We start from the raw sequence: 23,521 nt of genomic DNA, 5'->3' as shown, positions 1-23,521 counted from the left end.
TTTATTTCGAGATACGCTTGTACTTGATACGCTTCGGCTCCAGCGCGTCTGCGCCGAGGGTGCGTTTCTTGTACTCTTCGTATTCGGTGAAGTTACCTTCAAAGAACTCGACTTTACCTTCATCCTGATAATCCAGAATGTGGGTTGCTACGCGGTCAAGGAACCAACGGTCGTGCGAGATAACCATTGCGCAGCCCGGGAATTCCAACAGGGCGTTTTCCAGCGCGCGCAGGGTTTCGATGTCCAGGTCGTTGGTTGGTTCATCGAGCAGCAGTACGTTACCGCCAACCTGCAGCAGCTTCGCCAGATGCAGACGACCGCGCTCACCGCCGGACAGTTCGCCGACGCGTTTACCCTGATCGACACCCTTAAAGTTAAAGCGGCCCACGTAGGCACGGCTTGGCATTTCGGTGTTGCCAATACGCATAATATCTTGCCCGCCGGAAACTTCTTCCCACACGGTTTTGCTGTTATCCATCGCGTCACGGAACTGATCAACGGAGGCCAGCTTCACGGTGTCGCCCAGGGTAATGGTGCCGCTATCAGGCGCTTCCTGACCGGACATCATGCGGAACAGGGTGGATTTACCCGCACCGTTTGGACCGATGATGCCGACAATAGCCCCTTTCGGTACCGAGAAGCTCAGGTCGTCAATCAGGACGCGATCGCCGTAAGATTTACGCAGGTTACTGACTTCAAGCACTTTATCGCCCAGACGAGCTCCTGGTGGGATAAACAGTTCGTTAGTTTCGTTACGTTTCTGGTATTCAGCGCTGTTCAGCTCTTCAAAGCGTGCCAGACGGGCTTTACCCTTAGACTGACGGCCTTTCGCGCCCTGACGAACCCATTCCAGCTCCTTCTCGATAGATTTACGACGGGCCGCTTCCTGAGAAGCTTCCTGCGCCAGACGCTGATCTTTCTGCTCCAGCCAGGAGGAGTAGTTACCTTCCCACGGAATACCTTCGCCACGGTCAAGCTCGAGGATCCAACCGGCAACGTTATCGAGGAAGTAACGGTCGTGGGTAATCGCCACGACCGTACCTTCGAAGTCGTGCAGGAAGCGTTCCAGCCACGCCACGGATTCGGCATCCAGGTGGTTAGTCGGTTCGTCGAGCAGCAGCATGTCTGGTTTTTCGAGCAGCAGACGGCACAGCGCCACGCGGCGACGTTCACCACCGGACAGGTTGGCGATTTTGGCATCCCAATCCGGCAGACGCAGGGCATCCGCGGCGCGCTCAAGCTGCACGTTCAGGTTATGGCCATCATGCGCCTGAATGATCTCTTCAAACTTGCCCTGTTGAGCGGCGAGTTTGTCGAAATCGGCATCCGGTTCAGCGTACTTAGCGTACACCTCGTCCAGACCCTTCAGCGCGTTGACCACTTCGGCCACGGCTTCTTCGACTGATTCACGAACGGTTTGCTCTGGATTCAGCTTTGGTTCCTGCGGCAGGTAGCCGATTTTCAGACCGGGCTGCGGGCGAGCTTCGCCTTCGATATCGGTATCAATGCCGGCCATAATGCGTAGCAGGGTAGACTTACCGGCGCCGTTCAGACCGAGAACGCCGATTTTTGCGCCAGGGAAGAAGCTCAGGGAGATATTTTTCAGAATATGACGTTTCGGCGGAACCACTTTGCCGACACGATGCATGGTATAAACGAATTGAGCCACGTTGGACTTCGCCTCTTTTATATACTCTTCATCCTTCAGGCTGCCTCTGTGTTGGCTGCATTCGAAAACCCTGGTCACATAGCCATCTATGCTCGCAGGGATTTTCTCTCTTGCCGCCTTGATGCAGCCAGAATGATTTTGAGTAGGGTAGTGAATAGTTATCAAAGGCGAAGTGTAGCCTTTTTCACGTTCTAATCCCAGCCAGCAGAGCTCACTCGCAACAAAAGTAAAAAAGTGTCCGGAACGTGGCACTTTCTGCAATGTCTGATTAGCATGAATCTATTAAGCGGCATGATGCTGCACAGACGTAACACGATAAGAGGAAGAGCTTGTGGACAAAGCCAAACACGTTACCTGGCGCCTGCTGGCGGCCAGCGTATGTCTGCTGACGCTAAGCCAACTGGCGCATGCGGATTCACTGGATGAACAACGCAGCCGCTATGCTCAAATTAAACAGGCGTGGGACAATCGACAAATGGATGTCGTTAACCAGTTGATGCCGACGCTGACGACTTACCCGCTCTATCCTTATCTCCAGTACCGGCAGATAACCGATGATTTGATGAACCAACCCGCTCTGGTGGTGACCAATTTTATCGCCTCCAACCCGACGCTGCCCCCGGCGCGATCGCTGAAATCACGTTTCGTCAACGAGCTGGCGCGTCGTAGCGACTGGCGTGGCCTGTTGTCCTTCAGCCCGGATAAACCAGCCAGCACCGAAGCACAGTGTAATTACTACTATGCAAAATGGAGTGTGGGCCAAACGCAGGAAGCCTGGGATGGGGCGAAAGAGCTGTGGCTGAGTGGCAAAAGCCAGCCAAATGCCTGCGACCAGCTGTTTGGTGCCTGGCGCGCCTCCGGCCAGCAGGATCCGCTGGCTTACCTTGAGCGGATCCGTCTGGCGATGAAGGCGGGGAATACCAGTCTGGTACGGGTTCTGGCCCAGCAGATGCCGTCTGATTATCAAACAATTTCGACGGCGGTTGTCGCGCTGGCTAACGATCCCAATAGCGTCATGACTTTCGCACGCACTACCGGGGCGACGGACTTTACGCGCCAGATGGCGGCGGTCGCTTTTGCCAGCGTTGCGCGTCAGGATGTGGAAAATGCGCGCCTGATGATCCCATCGTTAGTGCAGGCACAGCAGTTGAATGAAGACCAAACCCAGGAGCTGCGGGATATTGTCGCCTGGCGTCTGATGGGCAGCGATGTGACTGAAGAGCAGGCTATCTGGCGCGATGATGCCATTATGCGTTCGCAATCCACCTCGCTGGTGGAACGCCGGGTGCGGATGGCGCTTGGCGCTGCAGATCGACGCGGTTTGAACACCTGGCTGGCGCGTTTGCCGATGGAGGCGAAAGAGAAGGATGAGTGGCGCTACTGGCAGGCCGATCTACTGCTGGAACGCGGGCGCGATGATGAAGCCAAAGACATTCTGCATTCTTTGATGCAACAACGCGGCTTCTACCCGATGGTCGCTGCCCAGCGTCTTGGCGAAGAGTACACTTTCCGCATCGATAAAGCGCCGGCTAATCTCGATCCGGCGTTAACCTCCGTGCCGGAAATGGCGCGGGTTCGCGAGCTGATGTACTGGAATATGGATAATACCGCGCGTAGTGAGTGGGCGAACCTGGTGACCAGCAAGACTAAAGATCAGCAGGCGCAGCTGGCGCGGTATGCGTTTAATCAGAACTGGTGGGATCTCAGCGTCCAGGCCACGATCGCCGGGAAATTATGGGATCAGTTGGAAGAGCGTTTTCCGCTGGCTTATAACGACATCTTTACCCGCTATATCAGCGGTAAAGATATTCCGCAAAGCTACGCGATGGCGATTGCGCGTCAGGAGAGCGCCTGGAACCCGAAAGCCGGTTCACCGGTGGGTGCCCGCGGCCTGATGCAGATTATGCCGGGTACGGCTACGCATACGGTGAAGATGTTTAATATTCCGGGTTACAGCGGAACGTCGCAGCTGCTGGATCCGGAAATGAATATCAACATCGGTACCAGCTACCTGCAATATGTTTATCAGCAGTTTGGCAATAATCGTATCTTCGCCTCTGCGGCCTATAATGCGGGTCCAGGGCGAGTTCGCACCTGGCGCGGCAACAGCGGGGGGCGTATCGATGCAGTGGCGTTTATCGAGAGTATTCCGTTCTCGGAAACCCGTGGCTACGTGAAAAATGTCCTGTCTTATGATGCCTACTATCGCTACTTCATGGGACAAAAAGATACGCTGATGAGCGATGCGGAGTGGAAGCTGCGCTACTAATACCATCACTTTCGGGCAACATAGCATTTTGCTATGTTGCCCGAAATCCATAGAGTACGGACAGAAGTATGTTATGCTTTGTACTCGTTAGTGAGTACACACGACAGGTGGCGTAACATGACCCAACAATCCCCTTATTCAGCAGCCGTAGCCGAACAGCGTCATCAGGAGTGGCTGCGCTTCGTGGCGCTTTTGCAGCAGGCATACGCCGACGATTTGCATCTGCCGCTTTTACAACTCATGCTGACTCCCGACGAGCGAGAGGCGCTGGGGACGCGAGTGCGTATTATTGAAGAGCTGCTGCGCGGCGAGATGAGCCAGCGCGAGCTGAAAAACGAGCTTGGCGCCGGGATTGCGACTATCACCCGTGGCTCAAATAGCCTGAAGTCAGCCCCGGCGGAGCTTCGCCAGTGGCTGGAACAATCGCTGCTGAAAGTTAACGATAAATAGCGTTATGAAACGGGCTTAGCGCCAGCACGACCGCCTGATGATAAACGCTGCTGCGCGTAAGCTTCCCGGCGGTAAACACGCCAATGGCTCCCTCTTTGCGACCAATCTCATCGATGCCGGTATACTGCGACATCACCGGCCCCAGGGCTTCGCCAGCGCGAACTTTTTCAAGAATAACGTGTGGGAGCGGCAGGGTCGCTGAGCGCGCTTCGCCGCGCAGATTCCCATCATCAATCACTACCCAGCTAAAAGTGCTGCCTTCGTCGATCCCGGCTTCAATGGCTACCCAGAAGTCGGCATTCGGCTGCGCGCGGCGCGCATTCGTCACGCGGTTTCGTGCGCCAGCGCGCGTTTCGTCGCTACCGAACGGCTGTTCTGGCACGCCGCTCTCGACGGAGACGGACTCAATATGGCAGGATCCTTCACCGAAGATCTCGTTAAAAGCCTGCAGAATTGCCTGAATTTTGGCGGGATTAGTGGTAGCTGAGACAACATGGTGCATAATCAAAACAACTCAGAATTACTTAACATCATCGCAGTATACTCCAAATCATTGTTGTTGCTGGCGGCTATGCTTGTCACTCAATGGTTAAGAGCTCAGAACGGATAATAAAGCATGTTAGAGGTATACCTTGTTCGCCACGGCGAAACGCAGTGGAACGCCGAGCGACGTATTCAGGGCCAGTCGGACAGTCCACTTACCGCCCACGGTGAGCGTCAGGCTTGGCAAGTCGGCGAGCGTGCCAGAACGTTGGGCATCACGCATATTATCGCCAGCGATTTAGGCCGTACGCGGCGCACAGCGGAAATCATTGCTGAAGCCTGCGGTTGCAACATCATTCCTGATCCCCGCTTGCGTGAGCTGGATATGGGCGTGCTTGAGAAACGCCATATCGACTCGTTGAGCGAGGAAGAAGAGGGTTGGCGTCGGCAACTGGTTAACGGCACGCCAGACGGTCGTATTCCGCAAGGGGAGTCAATGCAAGAGCTGAGCGATCGTATGCATGCGGCGCTGGCGTCTTGCCTGGAACTGCCTGCGGGAAGTCGGCCGCTGCTGGTGAGTCATGGGATGGCGCTGGGCTGTCTGGTAAGTACGATTCTTGGCTTGCCGGCGTATGCTGAGCGTCGCTTGCGCTTGCGCAACTGCTCCATTTCCCGCGTTGATTATCAGCAAAGCCCCTGGCTGGCATCTGGCTGGGTTGTAGAAACCGCGGGGGATGTTTCGCATCTTGATGCCCCCGCGATGGATGAACTACAGCGTTAACGACGAATCGGGATCAGGTACTCGCAGCGCAGCTGAATAGGTGGTTCCTGATTCCGACTTTCATCTTCCGGGAAGAAACGCTCAATATCCAGACCTTTACGGCGGGTGAGGTTGAGCATCGGCATACAGGTGCCGTAAACCGTCAGGATAAATTCCTGTAAACCCGTACCTAAACCTTCGTAGGTAAACATCACGTACTCGCCACCTTCCAGAATAACGGGATGGGAATTGTGCAGGTGACCGTTAGCCAGTTCTGGCGTCAGCGCGGTGGTGTAGAACACCTCTTGCTCATCGTCTTTATCCTGGCTTGGACGCGGCTCATGCAGCCCGTACAAGGTTGGGGGAATCGTCGGCGTATTGGCAAGGAATTCTCGCCAGAATTGGACGCGCATCTGGTTACGGAAATCGGAGATTTCCTCCAGCTTGCAGGTGTAGCTCTGGGTCACGCCAACCAGTTGAGTCGTGTTAAGGGTGACAAACTCGTGTTTAGGCATCGCGAACTCGCCCAGACGCAGTGGGGGACGCATACCGTAAGAGCTCCAGTCTGGAGAACGACGATAAAGAGCTGGCGTTAGTGAAAATTGCTTTTTGAACGCGCGCGTAAAGGTCTGCTGCGAATCAAAGCGATATTGCAACGCAATATCCAGAATCGGACGCGCGGTCAGGCGTAGGGCTACCGCCGACTTGGATAAGCGACGGGCGCGAATATAGGCACCGATGGCGTGGCCGGTTACGTCCTTGAACATTCTTTGTAAATGCCACTTGGAATAGCCTGCCTTCGCTGCCACATTGTCCAGTGAGAGTGGTTGATCCAGGTGACCTTCCAGCCAGCTAAGGAGATCGCGAATAATCCCTGCTTGATCCATAAAATATCCCCATCCTTAAACTCAGGTGCCTGATACTAAAGGTAGCGGATAATAGCATTTTTTGATGTTTTAGCATTCAGTGTTTTTTTTGCTTTTAAATGCGATTATTCCAGATGTTATGGTGGTAATTTTGTAAAGCTGTGATCTATAAAACTTTTCTTCTTAATGTGTGATAATCACTCAGCTAAATTTTTAAGAATGGTAACAATATGAAATACAAGAAGTTAGTTGCGAGTATGTTTTTACTGGCCGGCTGTCAGATGGCGCAGGCGGAGCAAATCGGCTCGGTGGATACCGTGTTTAAGTTTCTCGGACCGGACCATAAGATAGTCGTTGAGGCTTTTGATGACCCGGATGTCCAGAACGTGACGTGCTATATCAGCCGGGCGAAAACAGGGGGAATTAAAGGCGGGTTGGGTCTGGCGGAAGATACCTCTGATGCCGCGATATCCTGCCAACAGGTAGGGCCCATTGAGTTGACGGATAAAATCAAAAAAGGCAAAACCCAGGGCGATGTGGTCTTCCAGAAACGTACCTCGCTGGTATTTAAAAAGCTGCAGGTCGTGCGCTTTTACGATGCCAAACGTAACGCGCTGGTCTATCTGACCTATTCGGATAAAATCGTTGACGGCTCGCCGAAGAATGCCATTAGCGCCGTGCCAATTATGCCATGGAATAAATAACAGGGAACGACGATGCAACAACCGCGGATCTGGTTGGTGGAAGATGAGTTGAGCATTGCGGATACGCTGGTCTACATGCTGCAACAGGAAGGTTTTATCGTTACGGCGTTTGAACGTGGACTGCCTGCACTTGATGCAGCCCACCTTCAGGTACCCGACCTGGCGATTCTGGATGTTGGGCTGCCTGATATCAGCGGCTTTGAACTATGCCGTCGACTGCTGGCCCGCCACCCGGCGCTACCGGTGCTGTTTCTGACGGCCCGCAGTGAAGAGGTGGATAAGTTACTTGGCCTGGAAATCGGTGCTGATGATTATATCGCCAAGCCTTTTTCCCCTCGTGAAGTCTGTGCCAGAGTGCGCACTGTTCTGCGGCGGCTGCAGAAATTCGCGGCTCCTTCACCGCTATTATGCGTGGGAGAGTTTACGCTAAATGATGCCGCGGCTCAGGTGATGTGGTGCGGTCAATCGTTGAATCTGACCCGCTATGAGTTTCTGCTGTTAAAAACGCTACTGCACGCCCCTGGTCGCATATTTTCCCGCCAGCAGCTTATGGAGCAGGTATGGGGCGATGCGAACGAGAGCTTCGATCGCACCGTTGATACCCATATCAAAACCCTGCGCGCTAAGCTGCGCGAAGTGAATCCCAACATCTCCCCCATCAATACGCATCGCGGCATGGGCTATAGCCTCGGAGGCTTCTGATGCGCATTGGGATGCGATTGCTACTCGGCTACTTTCTTATTGTGGCGATTGCGGCGTGGTTTGTTCTCTCCATTTTCGTCCAGGAGATTAAGCCGGGCGTGCGGCGGGCAACGGAAGGCACGCTGATCGATACCGCGACCTTGCTCGCAGAACTGGCTCGTGAGGACCTGCTTTCCGCCGATCCGCAGCATGGACGCCTGGCCCAGGCCTTTCAGACGCTTCATCGTCAGCCGATCAACGCCAACATCGCCGGTATTAACAAAGTTCGCAATGAATATCACGTCTACATGACTGATGCGCAAGGGAAGGTGGTGTTTGATTCCACGGGTAAAGCGCTGGGACAAGACTACTCTCGCTGGAACGATGTCTGGCTTACATTGCGCGGCCAGTACGGTGCGCGCAGCACGCGCAGTGACCCGAACGATGATAATAGTTCGATTATGTATATCGCCGCACCGGTCACTGATAATGGCCGAATTATTGGCGTGCTGAGCGTCGGCAAACCGAACCTGGCCATGGTGCCGGTTATCAAACGTAGCGAGCGGCGTATTCTGTGGGCGAGCGGCGCACTGCTGGGAATTGCACTACTGATTGGCGCCGGGATGGTGTGGTGGATTAATTTCTCCATCGGTAAGCTGGTTCGTTATGCTGATTCGGTGACTGCCGACCGGCCGGTTCCGCTGCCGGATGTGGGCAGCAGCGAACTGCGTAAACTGGCGCAGGCGCTGGAGAGTATGCGTCTCAAGCTGGAGGGTAAAAACGCGATTGAGAACTATGTTTATGCGCTGACTCATGAGCTGAAGAGTCCGCTGGCGGCAATTCGCGGCGCGGCGGAAATTCTCCATGAAGGTCCTCCACCTGAGATAGCCGCGCGCTTTACTGGCAATATCCTCGCGCAAAATGCGCGGATGCAGTCTCTGGTGGAGAATTTGCTCCAGCAGGCGCGTCTTGAAAACAGGCTGGAGATTGCGCGGCGCCGTGTCTCTGTCTCTGCTCTTTTTAGCCGACTGGCTGAGGAGCGCGAAATAGCGCTGGCGGCGAAAAATCTCACTCTTCGCTGGCAGGAAACCAATCTGTCAGTTGAGGGCGATAGCGAACTCCTGGCGCAGGCGTTAGGTAATTTGCTGGATAACGCTATTGATTTTACGCCTGTTGAAGGAGAGATCCTTCTTGGTGCGGAAGAAAGCGATGGCGGCGTGCTGTTAACGGTGAGTGATACGGGCAGCGGTATTCCAGATTATGCCCTGGGACGCATCTTTGAGCGCTTCTATTCTTTACCGCGTGAAAATGGCCATAAAAGCAGTGGCCTGGGTCTGGCATTTGTCCGTGAAGTCGCGCGCCTGCATCTGGGGGATATCCAACTGATTAATCGCCCTGAAGGTGGGGCGTGCGCTTTGTTGAGACTTCACGCTCACTTCACATAGCTTCAAACTCCCCCCACATAGCCCATCTAAGGTGTGCCTATCACTAAGGAGAGGGCTATGTTGAAATCACCACTATTCTGGAAAATGAGCACCCTGCTGGGATGCATTTTACTGTTGTCGATCCCGCTGATGATCGTCAGGCAACTGATCGTTGAACGTGCGGATTATCGTAGCGATGTTGTCGATGCTCTACAGAGCAGTACTAGCGGGCCGCAAAAGCTGACCGGGCCGCTGATTGTTATTCCCGTTACTGAGACGCTGACCCGTATTGAGGATAAAAAAGAGGTCGAATATCAGCGTAGTTGGCTGCATTACTGGTTGCCAGAAACGCTGGCGATAACCGGAAAGCAGAATGTTGAATCGCGGAAAATCGGTATTTATGAAGGTCAAATCTGGCACAACGATCTTGGCATTAAAGCGCATTTCGATGTCTCCCGTCTGGCTGAGCTCAAAAAAGACAATATTGCGTTGGGCCAGCCTTTTATGGTGGTAGGTGTTAGCGATGCGCGCGGGATTGGCGCTATTGTCGCGCCGCAGATTAATGGTGAGTCGTTGCCCGTAGAACCCGGGCTCGGTCTTAGCGGTAGCGGAGAGGGAATTCATATGCCGATGCCGTTGTTATCATCTGAACAAAAAGCGCTGGATGTTGAATTCACACTTAACCTGAACGGAACCGGGAGCTTCTCTGTGGTGCCGATCGGGCGCAACAGTGAACTACAACTGGCCAGCAACTGGGCACACCCTGGTTTTCTCGGCGATTTTCTTCCCGTTAACCGTGAGGTCAGCGCTTCAGGCTACAGCGCTCACTGGCAAAGTAGCTGGTTTGCCAACAACATGGCGAAGTTCTTTGTTGACGATCGGGAGGTTGAATGGCGACAGCTGCCTGCTTTCAACGTCAATGTTACGACTCCTGCCGATCAGTACCAACTGACCGATCGGGCGACGAAGTATGCCATTCTGTTGATTTCACTAACCTTCATGGCATTTTTCGTATTCGAAAGTTTAACCCAGCGCCGTTTGCACCCGATGCAGTATCTGCTGGTGGGGCTGTCGTTAGTGATGTTCTACCTGGTATTGCTGGCACTTTCTGAGCATATCGGCTTTACGCCATCCTGGATTGTCGCCAGCCTGATAGGGGCATTAATCAACGGAGTGTATCTGCATGCCGTCATGAAAGGGTGGCGTAATAGTTTGCTTTTCGTCTGTGCGTTATTACTGCTGGATGGTGTGATGTGGATGCTCTTGCGTTCGGAAGATAGTGCCTTGTTGTTGGGGACTGGAGTGCTGCTATTGGCGTTGAGTGCGCTGATGTTCCTGACGCGCCATGTCGACTGGTACGCTTTATCTCTCCCGAAGCCGAAGGAAGAACAGCCAGGCGGCGATGGTAATGACGGTGGTGATAGTGGTAGCGACGACAAACTCAGAATCTGGAAATAAAAAAAACGGCGCGAATAGCGCCGTTTTTACGTTATTACCGCAAGAGAACCAGAGTTATTCCTGCAGGTCGCCACAGAAGCGGTACCCTTCGCCATGAATGGTGGCGATGATTTCCGGGGTATCCGGAGTGGACTCAAAATGTTTACGAATGCGACGGATGGTCACGTCTACGGTACGATCGTGTGGCTTAAGCTCACGACCGGTCATTTTCTTCAGCAGTTCTGCGCGAGATTGGATTTTGCCTGGGTTTTCGCAGAAGTGCAGCATGGCGCGGAATTCACTGCGCGGCAGCTTGTACTGCTCACCATTCGGGCTTACCAGTGAACGACTGTTGATATCCAGTTCCCAACCGTTGAATTTATAACTTTCTACGCTGCGGCGTTCTTCACTCGGCGTACCCAGATTCATGGTACGGGAGAGCAGGTTGCGTGCGCGAATCGTCAGTTCACGAGGGTTAAATGGTTTAGTGATATAGTCATCGGCACCGATTTCGAGGCCAAGAATCTTATCCACTTCGTTATCGCGGCCGGTAAGGAACATTAGCGCGACGTCCGCCTGTTCACGCAATTCGCGTGCTAACAGGAGACCATTTTTACCTGGTAGGTTAATATCCATGATCACCAGGTTGATATCATTTTCAGACAGGATCTGATGCATTTCCGCGCCATCGGTCGCTTCGAATACATCGTAACCTTCTGCTTCGAAAATACTTTTTAACGTGTTGCGTGTTACCAACTCGTCTTCAACGATAAGAATGTGCGGGGTCTGCATGTTTGCTACCTAAATTGCCAACTAAATCGAAACAGGAAGTACCAAAGTCCCTGACCTGCCTGGTACATGTCGCAAATTAACATGCCCGGCGTAACATGACTAAAGTACGTAATTGCGTTCTTGATGCACTTTCCATCAACGTCAACAACAACATTAGCTCGGTCGTGGGTACTTTCCCTCTGGACCCGACGGTGTCAAAAACGGCTGTCATCCTAACCATTTTAACAGCAACATAACAGGCTAAGAGAGTCCTGACACCCAATAAAACTACGCTTCGTTGACATATATCAAGTTCAATTGTAGCACGTTAACAGTCTTGTGAAATCATTGCATCGATATGCGATTCATAGTCACAATTCATACACGGCTCAATTAGTTGCGCTAAGAAAATAATAAATATGATGAATCCAACGCCTTGAAACGTACTCTGACATAAATTTCATTGCCAAACATATGGATAAAGACGTTCTGTTAACATACTCCGTGTCGTGGTGCCTTGGGAATAGTTTAGTTTTTTTTATGGGTGATCAAACTCAAATTTAGTGATTTTTGTTGCAAATTTGTAAATTCTCAACGCGTAAAATGAACGCGTGGAGTGATATTTCTGCTGCGTAAAAAGGTAAAAGAGAAACCGAATGCGTTTATCAATTGTATTAGTGTCCCCCGCTCGGGCTGAGAACGTAGGTGCTGCAGCACGAGCAATGAAAACAATGGGGTTCAGCGACATGCGTATCGTTGATAGCGATGCTCATTTGCAGCCTGCGGCGCGCTGGGTCGCGCACGGCTCTGGGGATATTCTCGATAATATCAGCACTTATCCCACCCTGGAGCAGGCGCTACATGATGTCGATTTTACTGTTGCCACCACAGCCCGTAGTCGGGCGCGTTTCCATTACTACGCGACGCCGCAGCAGCTGTTGCCGCTGCTGGAGGAGAAAGCGCAGTGGATGAATCATGCCGCGCTGGTGTTTGGTCGTGAAGATTCCGGGCTAACTAACGAAGAATTGGCCCTTGCCGATGTGTTGACTGGTGTACCGATGGTGGCGGACTATCCTTCGCTGAACTTAGGACAGTCGGTGATGGTGTATTGCTATCAACTGACCTCTTTGTTACAGCAAACCCCGGCGACATTTACCGGCGTGGATGATAATCAACTGCAGGCATTACGTCTAAGAACGCTCGACTTGCTCACCCGACTGGGTGTCGGGGATGATATAAAACTTACCGATTGGCTACAGCAGCGAATCGGCCTTTTACAACAGCGCGATACCGCGATGCTGCATCGTTTATTGCATGATATTGAAAAAAACCTATCAGAGTAAAGTGCTGCCATATTATTTTTATATGGTTTTATATTCTGATTTGATATGTCCTTATGCGTAAACTCGGGGGGATTGTCAGGTAATTATGGCGCATTGACCGGGTGCGCAAAAAATGGCTAAAAGTAGAAATTCGTTGACTTAAGTCGACAGATACTTTAACCAATATAGGCACAGGACACAGACAGATAAAAATTACAGAGTACACAACATCCATGAATCGCATCGGCATGATTACCACGATTATCACCACCACTATTACCACAGGTAACGGTGCGGGCTGACGCGTACAGGAAACACAGAAAAAAGCCCGCACCTGAACAGTGCGGGCTTTTTTTTCGATAAAAGATTAAGGGGTTACAACCATGCGTGTGTTGAAGTTCGGCGGTACATCAGTGGCAAATGCAGAACGTTTTCTGCGAGTTGCCGATATTCTGGAGAGCAATGCCAGGCAGGGGCAGGTAGCCACCGTACTTTCTGCCCCTGCGAAGATTACTAACCACCTGGTTGCGATGATTGAGAAAACGATCGGTGGTCAGGATGCACTTACCAATATCGCCGATGCCGAACGCATTTTTGCCGAACTTCTGCAGGGGCTCGCTGAGGCCCAACCTGGTTTCCCGCTTGCTCAGCTGAAAATTTTTGTTGAGCAAGAATTTGCGCAAATCAAGCATGTGTTGCACGGCATCAGCCTGCTTGGGCAGTGCCCGGATAGCGTCAACGCTTCGCTAATCTGCCGGGGTGAAAAGCTTTCTATCGCGATTATGGCCGGCCTGCTGGAAGCGCGTGGTCATCACGTCACGGTCATTAACCCAGTCGAAAAACTGCTGGCAGTGGGTCACTACCTCGAGTCCACCGTTGATATCGCTGAATCGACTCGCCGCATTGTCGCCAGTCAGATCCCATCAGACCATATGGTGCTGATGGCCGGTTTCACTGCGGGCAATGAAAAGGGTGAACTGGTGGTTCTGGGTCGTAATGGTTCTGACTACTCCGCCGCGGTACTGGCTGCCTGCCTGCGCGCCGACTGTTGTGAAATCTGGACTGACGTCGATGGTGTTTATACCTGCGACCCTCGTCAGGTGCCAGATGCGCGCCTGCTGAAGTCGATGTCCTATCAGGAAGCGATGGAGCTTTCTTATTTTGGTGCCAAAGTTTTGCACCCGCGGACCATTGCGCCAATCGCTCAGTTCCAGATCCCCTGTTTAATCAAAAATACGGGTAACCCGCAGGCACCAGGCACGCTTATCGGTGCGAGTCTTGATGAAGATGGTCTGCCGGTGAAGGGGATCTCCAACCTCAATAATATGGCGATGTTCAACGTATCCGGCCCGGGAATGAAAGGCATGGTAGGAATGGCGGCACGCGTGTTTGCCACCATGTCTCGCGCCGGAATTTCTGTCGTTTTGATCACCCAATCCTCTTCGGAATACAGCATCAGCTTCTGCGTACCGCAGAGCGACTGCGCGCGGGCGAAGCGGGTGATGGAAGAAGAGTTCTATCTGGAACTGAAAGAGGGCCAACTGGAACCGCTTTCTATTATGGACCGTCTGGCGATCATCTCTGTTGTCGGCGATGGGATGCGGACTTTGCGCGGTATCTCCGCCAAGTTCTTTGCCGCGCTGGCGCGCGCCAACATCAATATTGTCGCGATTGCTCAGGGCTCTTCCGAGCGTTCTATCTCTGTTGTTGTCAGCAATGATGACGCAACAACTGGCGTGCGCGTGACTCACCAGATGCTGTTCAATACCGATCAGGTCATTGAAGTGTTTGTTATCGGTGTCGGCGGTGTCGGCGGTGCGCTGATCGAACAGATCAAGCGCCAGCAAAGCTGGCTGAAGAGTAAACATATCGACCTGCGCGTTTGCGGCGTCGCCAATTCTCACGCTTTGCTGACCAACGTACACGGTCTCAATCTTGAACACTGGCGCGATGAGCTGGTGGAGGCCAAAGATGGATTTAATTTGGGTCGACTTATTCGTTTGGTAAAAGAGTATCACCTGTTGAACCCGGTTATTGTCGACTGTACCTCAAGCCAGGCCGTCGCCGATCAGTACGCGGATTTCCTGCGCGAAGGTTTCCATGTGGTCACGCCGAACAAAAAGGCCAATACCTCATCACTGGATTACTATCACCAACTGCGTCATGCCGCGAGCAGCTCTCGGCGTAAGTTCTTATACGATACCAACGTCGGCGCGGGCCTACCGGTTATTGAAAACCTGCAAAATCTGCTGAATGCTGGCGATGAGCTGCTGCACTTCTCCGGTATTCTGTCCGGCTCGCTGTCGTTTATCTTCGGTAAGCTGGATGAAGGCATGAGTTTCTCTGATGCAACGAAGCTGGCGCGTGAGATGGGCTATACCGAACCGGATCCGCGTGACGATCTTTCCGGCGTTGATGTTGCGCGCAAGCTGCTGATCCTGGCGCGTGAAACCGGGCGTGAGCTGGAGCTGTCTGACATTATCGTTGAGCCGGCGCTGTCGGCAGGTTTTGACGCCAGCGGCGATGTTGAAAGCTTTATGGCACGCCTGCCTTCTCTCGATGATGAGTTTGCCTCTCGGGTCGCTAAAGCGCGCGATGAAGGTAAAGTCTTGCGTTATGTTGGTAACATCGAAGAGGATGGCACCTGCCGCGTGAAAATTGCCGCGGTTGACGGCAACGATCCGCTGTTCAAAGTGAAAAACGGCGAGAACGCGCTGGCCTTTTACAGCCACTATTATCAGCCGCTGCCGCTGGTGCTGCGCGGCTATGGCGCGGGTAACGATGTAACGGCGGCGGGCGTATTCGCTGACCTGCTGCGTACCCTGTCATGGAAGTTAGGAGTTTAAGATGGTCAAAGTATATGCCCCGGCTTCCAGTGCCAATATGAGCGTCGGGTTTGATGTGCTGGGGGCTGCGGTGACGCCGGTCGACGGTACGCTGCTGGGAGACAATGTGACGGTGGAAGCCGCTGAGAGCTTCAGCCTGCAAAACGTTGGTCGTTTCGCCAGCAAGCTGCCGACAGTTCCGCAGGAAAATATCGTCTATCAATGCTGGGAGCGTTTCTGTCAGGAAATTGGCAAAAAGATCCCGGTGGCGATGACGCTGGAAAAAAATATGCCGATCGGTTCCGGCCTGGGTTCCAGCGCCTGTTCCGTCGTCGCCGCGCTGGTGGCAATGAATGAATTCTGCGGTAAACCGCTCAATGAGACCCGGATGCTGGCGCTGATGGGTGAAATGGAAGGGCGGATTTCCGGCAGTATCCATTACGATAACGTCGCGCCGTGCTACCTTGGCGGTATCCAGTTGATGCTTGAGGAAAACGGCATCATCAGTCAGCAGATTCCAGGGTTTGACGAGTGGCTATGGGTGCTGGCTTATCCGGGGATTAAAGTCTCAACGGCGGAAGCGCGGGCGATTCTCCCGGCGCAGTATCGCCGCCAGGACTGTATCGCGCACGGTCGCCATCTGGCGGGCTTCATTCACGCCTGCTATACCCGTCAGCCTCAGTTGGCGGCGAAATTGATGAAAGATGTGATTGCCGAACCCTATCGTACCAAACTACTGCCGGGCTTCAGCGAAGCGCGTCAGGCAGCAATGGAAATTGGCGCGCAGGCGTGCGGCATTTCCGGTTCCGGTCCAACGTTGTTCGCATTATGCGATAAACCGGAAACCGCGCAGCGCGTCGCCGACTGGCTGGCTACGCACTATCTGCAAAATCAGGAAGGCTTCGTTCATATTTGCCGGCTGGACACGGCGGGCGCTCGAGTAGTGGGATAACCAATGAAACTCTATAACTTAAAAGATCATAACGAACAGGTCAGCTTTGCGCAGGCCGTGACGCAGGGGCTTGGCAAGCATCAGGGACTGTTCTTTCCGCACGATCTGCCGGAATTCAACCTGAGCGAAATCGATGACATGCTGGCGCTGGATTTTGTCTCGCGTAGCGCGAAAATTTTATCGGCAATGATTGGCGATGAGATCCCGCAGGCGGTCCTGCAAGAGCGTATCGGCGCAGCCTTCGCCTTCCCGGCACCGGTCAGCAAAGTGCAGGACGACGTGGGCTGCCTGGAGCTATTCCACGGCCCGACGCTGGCATTTAAAGATTTCGGCGGTCGCTTTATGGCGCAAATGCTGACCCATATCGCGGGCGACAAACCGGTGACCATTCTGACGGCAACGTCGGGTGATACTGGTGCGGCAGTGGCACACGCGTTTTATGGCCTGCCAAACGTCAAGGTCGTCATCCTCTATCCACGCGGTAAAATCAGTCCGCTGCAGGAAAAACTGTTCTGTACCCTCGGCGGAAACATAGAGACCGTCGCCATCGATGGTGATTTTGATGCTTGTCAGGCGCTGGTTAAGCAGGCTTTTGACGATGAAGAGCTGAAGGTTGCGCTAGGTCTGAATTCGGCAAACTCAATTAATATTAGCCGTCTGTTGGCGCAGATTTGCTACTACTTTGAAGCGGTAGCACAACTGCCGCAGGAAGCCCGTAATCAGCTGGTTATCTCTGTGCCAAGCGGCAACTTTGGCGACCTGACCGCGGGACTGCTGGCGAAGTCTCTGGGCCTGCCGATCAAACGTTTTATCGCGGCAACCAATGCCAACGATACCGTGCCGCGTTTCCTGCAGGACGGTAACTGGTCGCCGAAAGCGACACAGGCTACCTTGTCTAACGCCATGGACGTCAGCCAGCCGAATAACTGGCCGCGCGTGGAAGAACTGTTCCGCCGTAAGACCTGGCGTTTGAACGAGCTGGGCTACGCTGCGGTGGATGATGAAACCACCAAAGACACCATGCGTGAACTGAAAGCCATTGGCTATACCTCAGAACCGCATGCGGCGATTGCTTATCGCGCGCTGCGTGACCAGCTGCAGCCTGGCGAGTATGGCCTGTTCCTCGGCACGGCGCATCCGGCGAAATTTAAAGAGAGCGTGGAAGATATTCTGCAAGAGACGCTGCCGCTGCCGAAAGAGCTGGCCGATCGTGCTGACCTGCCGCTGCTGTCACATAACTTGCCAGCAGATTATGCCGCACTGCGTAAGCTGATGATGGGTTAAGCCTGAATCAGGCTCCCCTGACGCGCCGTTCTGCGAAAGGGGAGTTTGTTTTACTGTTCGTGACGCTTAAAGACCATCTCGCTTTTATCAGAAGCATCAGCATCAAAGAAATAACCTTCGCTATCGAAGTCGGTTAGCTGTTCGGGTTTGGTTAAGCGATTTTCAATAATGTAACGGCTCATTAAGCCGCGCGCTTTTTTAGCGTAGAAGCTGATCACCTTGAACTTACCGTTTTTCTCATCAAGGAAAACCGGCTTAATCAACTGACCCTCAAGCTGTTTGGTTTTGACCGATCTGAAGTATTCATCAGAGGCCAGGTTAATCACGACATCGTCACCCTGCGCTTTCAGCGCCTGATTCAGCTTATCGGTAATCACTTCTCCCCAGTACTGATACAGGTCTTTGCCCTTCGCGTTTTCAAGCTTAATGCCCATTTCCAGGCGATAAGGCTGCATGAGATCCAGCGGACGTAGTACGCCATAAAGGCCGGAGAGCATACGCAGATGCTGCTGGGCAAAATCAAAGTCAGCTTCGCTAAAGGTTTCTGCCCGTAGGCCGGTGTAGACATCGCCCTTAAACGCCAGAATGGCCTGACGGGCGTTATCCGGTGTGAAATCCGGGTGCCAATCATGAAAACGGGTCGCGTTGAGGTCTGCCAGTTTATCGCTGATGCTCATCAGCTTACCTATTTGCGGCGCTGATAGCTGACGGGCGATACCAATAAGCTCCTGAGAATACTCTAATAGTTCAGGCTGGGTATAGCGTGCGGTCGCCAGCGGGCTTTGATAATCAAGCGTTTTTGCAGGTGAAATCAGAATCAGCATATCCAGTCCTTGCGGGAAATTTGTTATGACTTTATCAAAAAAAAGTCCTGGGAGGATCGATAGCTGCGATTGCCGCGCTATTCACGCGGCAGATTATCCCAGGTCCCCGGCTCCAACTGCTGATGAATCTCGGGATAGCGGGTGACATCAAACTCCGGTCGCTGGCCCAGCCGGCGCTGGCGTAGGTAATCACTGGCAATGATCCGTACCGTTGGCGACAGCAGCAGGATTGCCGTCAGGTTAGTAATCGCCATGAGTGCCATGATGATATCCGCCATCTGCCAGACAACCGGTAAACTGACCATCGCTCCGGTGACAACCATGCTCAGCGTGAGAAGTCGTAGCACCCAGATGTTCCGTGTGCTATCCAGACGCAGAAAGATCAGATTATTTTCGGCATAGATGTAGTTTGCAACAATGGAGCTGAATGCGAAAAGCAGCACGATAAAGGCGACAAAACTGGAGCCCCAACCGCCAACGAGGTTGCTCATGGCATGCTGAATGGCCTGAATGCCGTTCACTGCTTCGCCTTCGCCGCCTCTCGGGGCTAGCATGATGATCACCGCGCTGGCGGTGCAGACCACTATCGTATCAATGAACACGCCTATCATCTGCACGATCCCCTGAGCGGCAGGATGTGGGGGCCAGGAAGCCGCCGCCGCTGCGGCATTCGGTGTCGAACCCATGCCAGCTTCGTTGGAGAACATACCGCGCTGAAAACCGCTGGTGAGTGCCTGGCTAATGGTATAGCCGACGGCTCCTGCTGCGGCCTCTTGCCAGCCAAAAGCGCAGCGAAAGATAGTTTCAAAAATCGTTGGCAGTGCGGTGAAATTCCACAGACCGATGACCAGACTGGTTATCACCCAGAGTAGAGCCATTCCCGGCACGAGCCACTGCATTAATCGCGCTACGCCGCGAATGCCGCGAACGATAACCAACAGAGTAAGAATCGCGAGTACGCTGCCGGTAATCATCTCGGGTAAATGAAATGCGTACTCCATCGCATGCGCAACAGAGTTGGCCTGCACGGTGTTGAAAATGACGCCGTAGGCTATCAGCAGTAAAATGGAAAACAGGACTCCCATCCAGCGCATGCCTAATCCTCTAGCCATGTACCAAGCGGGTCCGCCGCGAAATTGCCCGCGAGAGTCGCGTTCTTTATAGAGCTGTGCGAGGGAGCACTCAGCGAAGCTGCTGGCCATACCGAGTAGGGCGGAGACCCACATCCAAAAAACAGCTCCGGGTCCACCAGCGGTAATGGCGAGTGCGACTCCGGCCAAATTACCGCTACCGACGCGCGCAGCCAGACTGGTACACAATGCCTGAAAGGATGTTAATCCTCCTGGCTGCGGCTGAAGACTTTTTTTCAGACTTTTGCCAAACTGGCGAACATAACGAAACTGAATATACTTTGTTCGCCAGGTAAACCAGACGCCAGCGCCCAGTAATAGGTAAATCATTACCGAGCCCCAGAGTACTTCATTGATAAAAGACAGAAAATCAGGCATTAAACATCCTCTTGTCCATGCCGGCGCGCGAGTGTAAGCGCTACCAATTCAGTGACAATCCTTTAGTGTTCAGATAATTAATTGGTTGAGTTTATCACACTCTGCGCTCTTACATTGTCGGCGGTTGCGCTGACCCGGCAGCGTGTTATCATCTTGGCAGACCGGTTACATCCCCTTAACTGCTGTTTAAGAGAAACACTATCATGACGGATAAATTGACTTCTCTGCGTCAGTACACCACTGTCGTAGCTGATACCGGAGATATCGCGGCAATGAAGCTGTATCAGCCTCAGGATGCCACGACCAACCCTTCTTTGATTCTCGGCGCGGCTCAGATTCCTGAGTACCGTAAGCTGATTGATGATGCTGTTGCCTGGGCCCGTGGCCAGAGCAGCGATCGCGCACAGCAGATTATCGATGCTTCCGATAAGCTGGCGGTGAACATCGGTCTCGAAATCCTCAAGCTGATCCCTGGCCGTATTTCCACCGAAGTTGACGCTCGTCTGTCCTACGACACCGAGGCGTCGATTGCCAAAGCTAAGCGCATCATCAAATTGTATAACGATGCTGGCATCGGTAACGATCGCATTCTGATCAAACTGGCTTCTACCTGGCAGGGCATCCGTGCTGCTGAGCAGCTGGAAAAAGAAGGCATCAACTGTAACCTGACTCTGCTGTTCTCCTTCGCTCAGGCGCGTGCTTGTGCGGAAGCTGGTGTGTTCCTGATTTCTCCGTTTGTTGGCCGTATTCTCGACTGGTACAAAGCGAACACCGATAAGAAAGAATATGCACCGGCAGAAGATCCAGGCGTGGTTTCCGTAAGAGAAATCTACGAATACTACAAACAGCACGGTTATGAAACGGTGGTTATGGGCGCGAGCTTCCGTAATCTCGGCGAAATTCTGGAACTGGCTGGCTGTGACCGCCTGACCATCGCTCCGACCCTGCTGAAAGAGCTGGCGGAAAGCGAAGGTGCAATCGAACGCAAACTGGCGTTCAGCGGCGAAGTTAAAGCGCGTCCGGCTCGCATTACCGAATCCCAGTTCCTGTGGCAGCATAACCAGGATCCGATGGCGGTAGACAAACTGGCGGATGGTATCCGTAAGTTTGCGATTGACCAGGAAAAACTGGAAAAAATGATCGGCGATCTGCTGTAATCCCGCATGTGGCCGACGCCCGTCGGCCACATTAAACTGTTTGCCTTGTCCCCCTCGGTGTATTATTCGGTCTATTAATACTGTTTGAACGGAATAATCATGAACACCTTACGAATCGGCTTAGTTTCCATTTCCGATCGCGCCTCCAGTGGCGTCTATCAGGATAAAGGCATTCCGGCGCTTGAAGAGTGGCTAGCGCGTGCGCTGACCACGCCTTTCGAATTACAGACCCGTTTAATCCCGGATGAGCAGGTTATTATCGAGCAAACGCTGTGTGAACTGGTTGATGAAATGGGTTGTCATCTGGTGCTGACTACCGGCGGTACTGGTCCAGCGCGACGCGATGTGACCCCGGATGCGACGCTAGCGATTGCCGATCGGGTTATGCCTGGTTTTGGCGAGCAAATGCGCCAGGTCAGCCTGCACTTTGTGCCGACGGCTATTCTTTCTCGTCAGGTGGGCGTTATCCGCAAGCAGGCGCTGATCCTCAATCTCCCTGGCCAGCCAAAAGCCATCGAAGAAACGCTGGAAGGTGTTAAAGATGCTGAAGGCAAGGTGTTAGTGCACGGTGTGTTTGCAAGTGTACCGTATTGTGTACAGTTACTTGAGGGGCCCTATGTTGAAACCAATCCCGATGTGGTAGCAGCTTTTCGCCCTAAAAGCGCAAGGCGTGAAACTTTATCCTGAATTTGATGCATTCCTGACATAACCTGCATCGTCTGTGGTGTGTTGTTTTATTTACGATATAGTGTTTTTTACTTTACACGTTGCGTAAAGCACCTTCATACTTCTGGATGATTGTCCGTTATGTCACAAAACACCCGACCTCTGAATCGACAGGATTATAAAACTCTGACGCTGGCCGCTCTCGGTGGAGCGCTGGAGTTTTATGATTTCATTATCTTTGTCTTCTTCGCTGCCGTCGTCGGCGAGCTGTTCTTCCCGGCAGATATCCCTGAGTGGCTGCGCCAGGTACAGACCTTCGGTATTTTTGCTGCGGGCTATTTAGCACGTCCTCTCGGCGGCATCATTATGGCCCACTTCGGCGATCTGGTCGGGCGTAAGAAAATGTTTACCCTGAGTATTTTGCTGATGGCGCTGCCGACGCTGGCGATTGGTCTGCTGCCAACTTATGAATCAATGGGGCTGCTGGCGCCGCTGCTACTGTTGTTTATGCGTATTCTTCAGGGGGCTGCCATTGGTGGTGAGGTTCCCGGGGCCTGGGTCTTCGTCGCAGAACATGTGCCAGAGAAGAGGATTGGTATCGCATGCGGTACGCTGACTGCGGGTCTGACGGTGGGTATCTTACTGGGATCGGTAGTGGCAACGCTGATTAATACCAATATGACCCCGCAGGGTATCCACGATGGCGGCTGGCGTATTCCTTTCCTGTTAGGCGGCGCGTTTGGTCTTGTCGCCATGTACTTGCGTCGTTGGTTGCAGGAGACGCCTATTTTCCTCGAGATGCAGCAGCGCAAAGCGTTAGCGCAGGAGCTGCCGGTTAAGGCGGTGGCGCTGAAGCATCAAAAAGCGGTAGTCGTTTCTATGCTGCTGACCTGGCTCTTATCCGCCGGGGTGGTGGTGGTGATTCTGATGTCGCCAGTCTGGCTGCAAAAGCACTATGGTTTTGCCCCTGCAATCACCCTGCAAGCTAACAGCATCGCCACTATCATGTTATGCATCGGCTGTCTGCTGGCAGGTCTGGCGGCCGATAAGTTTGGTGCCAGCCGTACGTTTATTGTCGGAAGTTTATTCCTGGCCGCCTCTAGCTGGGCTTTCTATCATCTTTCCGGCGATAGCCCGCAGCACTTGTTCCTGCTTTATGGCACGGTCGGGTTGTGTGTCGGCGTGGTGGGGGCGGTACCGTATGTGATGGTACGCGCTTTCCCGGCAGAGGTGCGATTTACCGGTATTTCATTCTCTTATAACGTGTCCTACGCCATCTTCGGTGGCCTGACGCCGATTGCGGTGACCATGCTGATGGGCGTGTCGCCGATGGCTCCTGCCTGGTATGTGCTGGCGCTGTCGTTTATGGGATTGGGGCTGGGGATTTGGCTACGCCAGGGGCTGGATAAACAGGTCGCTGCACCACAAGGTGAGCTGCAGCGCCTGCCTTAAATCAATGTGACCCACTT

Annotated in this window: 22 protein-coding genes and 1 other annotated feature; of the genes, 16 read left to right on the top strand and 6 right to left on the bottom strand. The window is 53.1% G+C overall.

Annotated features, from left to right (window positions below):
• Nucleotide 1: 1 nt before the first annotated feature.
• Nucleotides 2-1,669, bottom strand: coding sequence for an energy-dependent translational throttle protein EttA (ettA, locus tag HV213_RS24730; RefSeq protein WP_181483697.1), 1,668 nt, complete (start codon nucleotides 1,667-1,669; stop codon nucleotides 2-4).
• Between the two features lie 331 nt (nucleotides 1,670-2,000).
• Between ettA and sltY the strand changes: the two genes are divergently transcribed.
• Both sltY and trpR read left to right on the top strand, forming a co-directional pair.
• Nucleotides 2,001-3,938 carry a murein transglycosylase gene (sltY, locus tag HV213_RS24725; protein WP_181483696.1) on the top strand — a complete coding sequence of 646 codons (1,938 nt, stop codon included), beginning with the start codon at nucleotides 2,001-2,003 and terminating at the stop codon, nucleotides 3,936-3,938.
• Between the two features lie 117 nt (nucleotides 3,939-4,055).
• Nucleotides 4,056-4,388 carry a trp operon repressor gene (trpR, locus tag HV213_RS24720; RefSeq protein ID WP_110272684.1) on the top strand — a complete coding sequence of 111 codons (333 nt, stop codon included), beginning with the start codon at nucleotides 4,056-4,058 and terminating at the stop codon, nucleotides 4,386-4,388.
• Here trpR and yjjX read toward each other — a convergent pair.
• Nucleotides 4,375-4,890 carry an inosine/xanthosine triphosphatase gene (yjjX, locus tag HV213_RS24715; RefSeq protein WP_181483695.1) on the bottom strand — a complete coding sequence of 172 codons (516 nt, stop codon included), beginning with the start codon at nucleotides 4,888-4,890 and terminating at the stop codon, nucleotides 4,375-4,377. The genes trpR and yjjX overlap by 14 nt on opposite strands.
• Before the next feature lie 114 nt (nucleotides 4,891-5,004).
• Between yjjX and gpmB the strand changes: the two genes are divergently transcribed.
• On the top strand, nucleotides 5,005-5,652 hold the full coding sequence (gpmB, locus tag HV213_RS24710; RefSeq protein ID WP_112215067.1) for a 2,3-diphosphoglycerate-dependent phosphoglycerate mutase GpmB: 648 nt from the start codon (nucleotides 5,005-5,007) through the stop codon (nucleotides 5,650-5,652).
• Here gpmB and robA read toward each other — a convergent pair.
• Nucleotides 5,649-6,518: an MDR efflux pump AcrAB transcriptional activator RobA gene (gene robA, locus HV213_RS24705; RefSeq protein WP_110272681.1), complete on the bottom strand. Its 870-nt coding sequence runs from the start codon at nucleotides 6,516-6,518 to the stop codon at nucleotides 5,649-5,651. The genes gpmB and robA overlap by 4 nt on opposite strands.
• A gap of 209 nt (nucleotides 6,519-6,727) precedes the next feature.
• Between robA and creA the strand changes: the two genes are divergently transcribed.
• From creA to creD, 4 genes are read left to right on the top strand one after another with little or no spacing between them, the layout of a single operon-like run.
• Nucleotides 6,728-7,201, top strand: a complete 474-nt coding sequence (gene creA / locus HV213_RS24700; RefSeq protein WP_142512637.1) for a protein CreA — start codon at nucleotides 6,728-6,730, stop codon at nucleotides 7,199-7,201.
• Between the two features lie 12 nt (nucleotides 7,202-7,213).
• Nucleotides 7,214-7,903 carry a two-component system response regulator CreB gene (gene creB / locus HV213_RS24695; protein ID WP_181483694.1) on the top strand — a complete coding sequence of 230 codons (690 nt, stop codon included), beginning with the start codon at nucleotides 7,214-7,216 and terminating at the stop codon, nucleotides 7,901-7,903.
• Nucleotides 7,903-9,327, top strand: a complete 1,425-nt coding sequence (creC, locus tag HV213_RS24690) for a two-component system sensor histidine kinase CreC (protein ID WP_181483693.1) — start codon at nucleotides 7,903-7,905, stop codon at nucleotides 9,325-9,327. The genes creB and creC overlap by 1 nt, the downstream gene beginning before the upstream one ends.
• A gap of 57 nt (nucleotides 9,328-9,384) precedes the next feature.
• Nucleotides 9,385-10,764 carry a cell envelope integrity protein CreD gene (creD, locus tag HV213_RS24685; protein WP_181483692.1) on the top strand — a complete coding sequence of 460 codons (1,380 nt, stop codon included), beginning with the start codon at nucleotides 9,385-9,387 and terminating at the stop codon, nucleotides 10,762-10,764.
• Nucleotides 10,765-10,818: 54 nt separating this feature from the next.
• Here creD and arcA read toward each other — a convergent pair whose 3' ends face one another.
• On the bottom strand, nucleotides 10,819-11,535 hold the full coding sequence (gene arcA / locus HV213_RS24680; RefSeq protein ID WP_004132265.1) for a two-component system response regulator ArcA: 717 nt from the start codon (nucleotides 11,533-11,535) through the stop codon (nucleotides 10,819-10,821).
• Between the two features lie 95 nt (nucleotides 11,536-11,630).
• Between arcA and yjjY the strand changes: the two genes are divergently transcribed.
• The 6 genes from yjjY to thrC all read left to right on the top strand — a co-directional run bounded on the left by yjjY (nucleotide 11,631) and on the right by thrC (nucleotide 17,897).
• Nucleotides 11,631-11,771 carry a YjjY family protein gene (gene yjjY, locus HV213_RS24675; protein WP_110272677.1) on the top strand — a complete coding sequence of 47 codons (141 nt, stop codon included), beginning with the start codon at nucleotides 11,631-11,633 and terminating at the stop codon, nucleotides 11,769-11,771.
• 399 nt (nucleotides 11,772-12,170) lie between these two features.
• Nucleotides 12,171-12,857, top strand: a complete 687-nt coding sequence (locus HV213_RS24670) for a tRNA/rRNA methyltransferase (protein WP_181483691.1) — start codon at nucleotides 12,171-12,173, stop codon at nucleotides 12,855-12,857.
• A 212-nt stretch (nucleotides 12,858-13,069) separates the two neighbouring features.
• Complete coding sequence (gene thrL / locus HV213_RS24665; protein WP_004222578.1) at nucleotides 13,070-13,138, top strand: thr operon leader peptide; 69 nt, start codon at nucleotides 13,070-13,072, stop codon at nucleotides 13,136-13,138.
• Nucleotides 13,077-13,194 (top strand) — a sequence feature (Thr leader region). It overlaps the preceding gene by 62 nt.
• A gap of 25 nt (nucleotides 13,195-13,219) precedes the next feature.
• The gene (gene thrA, locus HV213_RS24660; RefSeq protein ID WP_181483690.1) at nucleotides 13,220-15,682 is read left to right on the top strand and encodes a bifunctional aspartate kinase/homoserine dehydrogenase I; all 2,463 of its coding nucleotides are present in this window, start codon (nucleotides 13,220-13,222) and stop codon (nucleotides 15,680-15,682) included.
• Between the two features lies 1 nt (nucleotide 15,683).
• A complete protein-coding gene (thrB, locus tag HV213_RS24655) occupies nucleotides 15,684-16,613 on the top strand; it encodes a homoserine kinase (RefSeq protein WP_181483689.1) in 930 nt (309 codons plus the stop codon).
• Nucleotides 16,614-16,616: 3 nt separating this feature from the next.
• Complete coding sequence (gene thrC, locus HV213_RS24650; protein ID WP_181483688.1) at nucleotides 16,617-17,897, top strand: threonine synthase; 1,281 nt, start codon at nucleotides 16,617-16,619, stop codon at nucleotides 17,895-17,897.
• Nucleotides 17,898-17,947: 50 nt separating this feature from the next.
• Here the strand turns inward: thrC and yaaA are convergent, their stop codons facing one another.
• Nucleotides 17,948-18,721 carry a peroxide stress protein YaaA gene (gene yaaA / locus HV213_RS24645; RefSeq protein WP_181483687.1) on the bottom strand — a complete coding sequence of 258 codons (774 nt, stop codon included), beginning with the start codon at nucleotides 18,719-18,721 and terminating at the stop codon, nucleotides 17,948-17,950.
• 77 nt (nucleotides 18,722-18,798) lie between these two features.
• Nucleotides 18,799-20,229, bottom strand: coding sequence for an alanine/glycine:cation symporter family protein (locus HV213_RS24640; RefSeq protein WP_181483686.1), 1,431 nt, complete (start codon nucleotides 20,227-20,229; stop codon nucleotides 18,799-18,801).
• A gap of 203 nt (nucleotides 20,230-20,432) precedes the next feature.
• Between HV213_RS24640 and tal the strand changes: the two genes are divergently transcribed.
• From tal to HV213_RS24625, 3 genes are all read left to right on the top strand, one after another.
• A complete protein-coding gene (tal, locus tag HV213_RS24635; RefSeq protein WP_110272670.1) occupies nucleotides 20,433-21,386 on the top strand; it encodes a transaldolase in 954 nt (317 codons plus the stop codon).
• A 99-nt stretch (nucleotides 21,387-21,485) separates the two neighbouring features.
• On the top strand, nucleotides 21,486-22,073 hold the full coding sequence (gene mog, locus HV213_RS24630; protein ID WP_110272669.1) for a molybdopterin adenylyltransferase: 588 nt from the start codon (nucleotides 21,486-21,488) through the stop codon (nucleotides 22,071-22,073).
• A 120-nt stretch (nucleotides 22,074-22,193) separates the two neighbouring features.
• Nucleotides 22,194-23,504: an MFS transporter gene (locus HV213_RS24625; RefSeq protein WP_181483685.1), complete on the top strand. Its 1,311-nt coding sequence runs from the start codon at nucleotides 22,194-22,196 to the stop codon at nucleotides 23,502-23,504.
• Nucleotides 23,505-23,521 lie beyond the last annotated feature (17 nt).

The sequence above is a fragment of the Klebsiella sp. RHBSTW-00484 genome, assembly GCF_013705725.1.
In the GTDB taxonomy this organism is placed as follows: Bacteria; Pseudomonadota; Gammaproteobacteria; order Enterobacterales; family Enterobacteriaceae; genus Klebsiella.
This window is presented reverse-complemented; position numbering and strand designations above follow the sequence as displayed.